Source organism: Arthrobacter sp. MYb229, assembly GCF_002975405.1.
Classification (GTDB): domain Bacteria; phylum Actinomycetota; class Actinomycetes; order Actinomycetales; family Micrococcaceae; genus Glutamicibacter.
Genome location: NZ_PCPS01000014.1, coordinates 1 through 5,409, shown reverse-complemented (window position 1 = coordinate 5,409; position 5,409 = coordinate 1). Strand labels below are relative to the sequence as shown.

The following is a 5,409-nucleotide window of genomic DNA, read 5'->3' as shown; positions in this document are numbered from 1 at the left end:
GTTGTTGTCTCGTAACCGTATAGTGAACGCGAGCATCATTGTCTTCAACGATTGCTTTACTGTGTGTTGTAAGTCATCGGCCTATTAGTACAGGTCAGCTACACAAGTCTTTAGTCCTTGCTTCCACATCCTGCCTATCAACCCAGTGGTCTAGCTGGGGGCCTCTCACACTCAAGGTGCATGGAAATCTCATCTCGAAGCAGGCTTCCCGCTTAGATGCTTTCAGCGGTTATCCCTTCCAAACGTAGCTAATCAGCGGTGCACTTGGCAGTACAACTGACACACCAGAGGTTTGTCCGTCCCGGTCCTCTCGTACTAAGGACAGCCCTTCTCAAATTTCCAACGCGCGCAGCGGATAGGGACCGAACTGTCTCACGACGTTCTAAACCCAGCTCGCGTACCGCTTTAATGGGCGAACAGCCCAACCCTTGGGACCTACTCCAGCCCCAGGATGCGACGAGCCGACATCGAGGTGCCAAACCATGCCGTCGATATGGACTCTTGGGCAAGATCAGCCTGTTATCCCCGAGGTACCTTTTATCCGTTGAGCGACGGCCCTTCCACGAGGTGCCGCCGGATCACTAGTCCCGACTTTCGTCCCTGCTCGAGCTGTCACTCTCACAGTCAAGCTCCCTTGTGCACTTACACTCGACACCTGATTGCCAACCAGGCTGAGGGAACCTTTGGGCGCCTCCGTTACATTTTAGGAGGCAACCGCCCCAGTTAAACTACCCATCAGGCACTGTCCCTGAACCAGATCATGGTCCGAAGTTAGGTGACCGGTACAGCCAGAGTGGTATTTCAACGATGACTCCACCCGAACTAGCGTCCGAGCTTCACAGTCTCCCACCTATCCTACACAAGCTGCACCGAACACCAATACCAAACTATAGTAAAGGTCTCGGGGTCTTTCCGTCCTGCTGCGCGTAACGAGCATCTTTACTCGTACTGCAATTTCGCCGAGTTCATGGTTGAGACAGCGGGGAAGTCGTTACTCCATTCGTGCAGGTCGGAACTTACCCGACAAGGAATTTCGCTACCTTAGGATGGTTATAGTTACCACCGCCGTTTACTGGGGCTTAAATTCTCAGCTTCGCAACAAGTTGCTAACCGGTCCTCTTAACCTTCCAGCACCGGGCAGGAGTCAGTCCGTATACATCGTCTTGCGACTTCGCACGGACCTGTGTTTTTAGTAAACAGTCGCTTCCCCCTGGTCTCTGCGGCCCACACCCGCAAAAGAAGAGCAAGTCTTCCTCACGGGGCAGGCCCCCCTTCTTCCGAAGTTACGGGGGCATTTTGCCGAGTTCCTTAACCATGATTCTCTCGATCGCCTTAGTATTCTCTACCTGATCACCTGTGTCGGTTTGGGGTACGGGCGACTAGAACCTCGCGCCGATGCTTTTCTAGGCAGCATAGGATCACCAAATCACCCACCAAAGTGGGCGCCTATCAGGTCTCAACCATAAATGAGAGACGGATTTGCCTATCTCTCGGCCTACACCCTTGGACCAGGTCAATTCCATTGCCTGGCTCGGCTACCTTCCTGCGTCACACCTGTTAATACGCTTACCTCACAAAATCGGTTCCCAGCACCTCACACAAAAGCAGCCCGAAGGCCACAACATCATGCTCAGTGGTGGTTAGCATCAAAAGCTCAGTATGGGCGGTTCTTCGCCGGTACGGGAATATCAACCCGTTGTCCATCGACTACGCCTGTCGGCCTCGCCTTAGGTCCCGACTCACCCAGGGCAGATTAGCTTGACCCTGGAACCCTTGATCATTCGGCGGACGGGTTTCTCACCCGTCATTCGCTACTCATGCCTGCATTCTCACTCGTGTGGTCTCCACCGCTGGTTTACACCGCGACTTCACCGTCCACACGACGCTCCCCTACCCATCCAAACGCCCAATCGAAACCAGGCAAATATTTGAATGACGCAACTTCGGCGGTGTGCTTGAGCCCCGCTACATTATCGGCGCGGAATCACTTGACCAGTGAGCTATTACGCACTCTTTCAAGGGTGGCTGCTTCTAAGCCAACCTCCTGGTTGTCACAGCAACTCCACATCCTTTTCCACTTAGCACACGCTTAGGGGCCTTAGTTGGCGTTCTGGGCTGTTTCCCTCTCGACTATGAAGCTTATCCCCCACAGTCTCACTGCTACGCTCTCACTTACCGGCATTCGGAGTTTGGCTAACGTCAGTAACCTTGTAGGGCCCATTAGCTATCCAGTAGCTCTACCTCCGGTAAGAAACACGTAACGCTGCACCTAAATGCATTTCGGGGAGAACCAGCTATCACGAAGTTTGATTGGCCTTTCACCCCTACCCACAGCTCATCCCCTCCATTTTCAACTGAAGTGGGTTCGGTCCTCCACGCGCTCTTACACGCGCTTCAACCTGGCCATGGGTAGATCACTTCGCTTCGGGTCTAGACCGTGCCACTCAAACGCCCTATTCAGACTCGCTTTCGCTACGGCTTCCCCACACGGGTTAACCTCGCGACACAGCACTAACTCGCAGGCTCATTCTTCAAAAGGCACGCCATCACACCCCACAAGTGGGATGCTTTAACGGATTGTAAGCGCACGGTTTCAGGTACTATTTCACTCCCCTCCCGGGGTACTTTTCACCATTCCCTCACGGTACTGATTCACTATCGGTCATCAGGTAGTATTCAGGCTTACCAGGTGGTCCTGGCAGATTCACACAAGATTTCTCGAGCCCCGTGCTACTCGGGTACCCACACTAGAACGGCAGACACGCATTACACCTACGGGACTATCACCCTCTCTGGTCCGGCATTCCAACCGATTCACCTATACGCCTGCACCTCATCCCGCTAACCAGATAGGGTTAGCACATGTAGGCCCCACAACCCCGGTGATGCAACGCCTATCCGCTATCACACACCAACCGGTTTAGCCCCATCCGCGTTCGCTCGCCACTACTAACGGAATCACTATTGTTTTCTCTTCCTGCGGGTACTGAGATGTTTCACTTCCCCGCGTTCCCTCCACACAGCCTATACATTCAGCTGCAGGTCATACGGCATGACACCGTACGGGGTTTCCCCATTCGGAAATCCTGGTCTCAACGTCCGGTTATCGACTCCACCAGGCTTATCGCAGATTCCCACGTCCTTCATCGGCTCCTGATGCCAAGGCATCCACCGTGCGCCCTTAAAAACTTCAACACAAATCAAAGTCTCAGATTGAGCAATAAAACAATCAACAAAATCACAAAACAACCACACAAGTCACCCCAAAGGGCTCCCCACATGGTCATCTTATAAGATGCTCGCGTTCACTATACAGTTCCCAAACAACAACCCCACACCCCCACAACACCGGCCAAGAACCCCAAAGGACCCCAAAAGACCAGCGCGCAAAGACACAGGACAAACACTGAAACACCAAACCCCCACCCCCAAAAGGACAGGACGCTTGTTGCCTCAAAACCCAACAGCATGCCAAACCATACAAACCGCCTGGCCCCCACACCCTCATTCCAACACCCCCAAAGGGACGCGTACTAAAAGAGCATGAACACCATGCAGCCATAGCCAATACCCCACACCAACCATAAAGTCGACGCGTTTTCCGGTACTGAGTTCATTGATATTCCACCCATGAGCAACCCGCCTGCCAACACTCGTGACAGAAACGGGCAACCAATAATTGGTTAGCTCCTTAGAAAGGAGGTGATCCAGCCGCACCTTCCGGTACGGCTACCTTGTTACGACTTAGTCCCAATCGCCAGTCCCACCTTCGACGACTCCCCCCACACAAGGTGGTTAGGCCATCGGCTTCGGGTGTTACCAACTTTCGTGACTTGACGGGCGGTGTGTACAAGGCCCGGGAACGTATTCACCGCAGCGTTGCTGATCTGCGATTACTAGCGACTCCGACTTCATGGGGTCGAGTTGCAGACCCCAATCCGAACTGAGACCGGCTTTTAGGGATTAGCTCCACCTCACAGTATCGCAACCCATTGTACCGGCCATTGTAGCATGCGTGAAGCCCAAGACATAAGGGGCATGATGATTTGACGTCATCCCCACCTTCCTCCGAGTTGACCCCGGCAGTCTCCCATGAGTCCCCACCTTTACGTGCTGGCAACATGGAACGAGGGTTGCGCTCGTTGCGGGACTTAACCCAACATCTCACGACACGAGCTGACGACAACCATGCACCACCTGTGAACCAGCCCCGAAGGGAAACCCCATCTCTGAGGCGGTCTGGAACATGTCAAGCCTTGGTAAGGTTCTTCGCGTTGCATCGAATTAATCCGCATGCTCCGCCGCTTGTGCGGGCCCCCGTCAATTCCTTTGAGTTTTAGCCTTGCGGCCGTACTCCCCAGGCGGGGCACTTAATGCGTTAGCTACGGCGCGGAAAACGTGGAATGTCCCCCACACCTAGTGCCCAACGTTTACGGCATGGACTACCAGGGTATCTAATCCTGTTCGCTCCCCATGCTTTCGCTCCTCAGCGTCAGTAGATGCCCAGAGACCTGCCTTCGCCATCGGTGTTCCTCCTGATATCTGCGCATTTCACCGCTACACCAGGAATTCCAGTCTCCCCTACATCACTCTAGTCTGCCCGTACCCACCGCAGATCCGAGGTTGAGCCTCGGACTTTCACGGCAGACGCGACAAACCGCCTACGAGCTCTTTACGCCCAATAAATCCGGATAACGCTTGCGCCCTACGTATTACCGCGGCTGCTGGCACGTAGTTAGCCGGCGCTTCTTCTGCAGGTACCGTCACTTTCGCTTCTTCCCTACTGAAAGAGGTTTACAACCCGAAGGCCGTCATCCCTCACGCGGCGTCGCTGCATCAGGCTTTCGCCCATTGTGCAATATTCCCCACTGCTGCCTCCCGTAGGAGTCTGGGCCGTGTCTCAGTCCCAGTGTGGCCGGTCACCCTCTCAGGCCGGCTACCCGTCGTCGCCTTGGTGAGCCATTACCTCACCAACAAGCTGATAGGCCGCGAGTCCATCCCCAACCGATAAATCTTTCCACCAAAGACCATGCGGTCAAAGGTCATATCCAGTATTAGACCCAGTTTCCCGGGCTTATCCCAGAGTCGGGGGCAGGTTACTCACGTGTTACTCACCCGTTCGCCACTAATCACCCCAGCAAGCTGGGGGTCATCGTTCGACTTGCATGTGTTAAGCACGCCGCCAGCGTTCATCCTGAGCCAGGATCAAACTCTCCATAAAAAAATAAAAAGCCATCGGCAACCCCTCGGAAAATAAGGGCGAAGCCAATGAAGTCCTGGCGAATAAAAACACTTGGAACAACACACGGGGGTGCATCATTCCAAGCAAATGTTATATATCCACCAAATTAAAAATAATTCGGTATCAATAAACTTGGCACACTATTGAGTTCTCAAACAACAAACACT

2 rRNA genes are annotated in these 5,409 nt (G+C 53.7%); both read right to left on the bottom strand.

The window, feature by feature from the left end:
- Positions 1-63: 63 nt before the first annotated feature.
- Positions 64-3,195 (bottom strand): 23S ribosomal RNA (locus tag CQ019_RS18040).
- A 500-nt stretch (positions 3,196-3,695) separates the two neighbouring features.
- Positions 3,696-5,221, bottom strand: a 16S ribosomal RNA gene (locus CQ019_RS18035).
- The 16S and 23S rRNA genes sit together here, the layout of an rRNA operon.
- Positions 5,222-5,409: the final 188 nt, after the last annotated feature.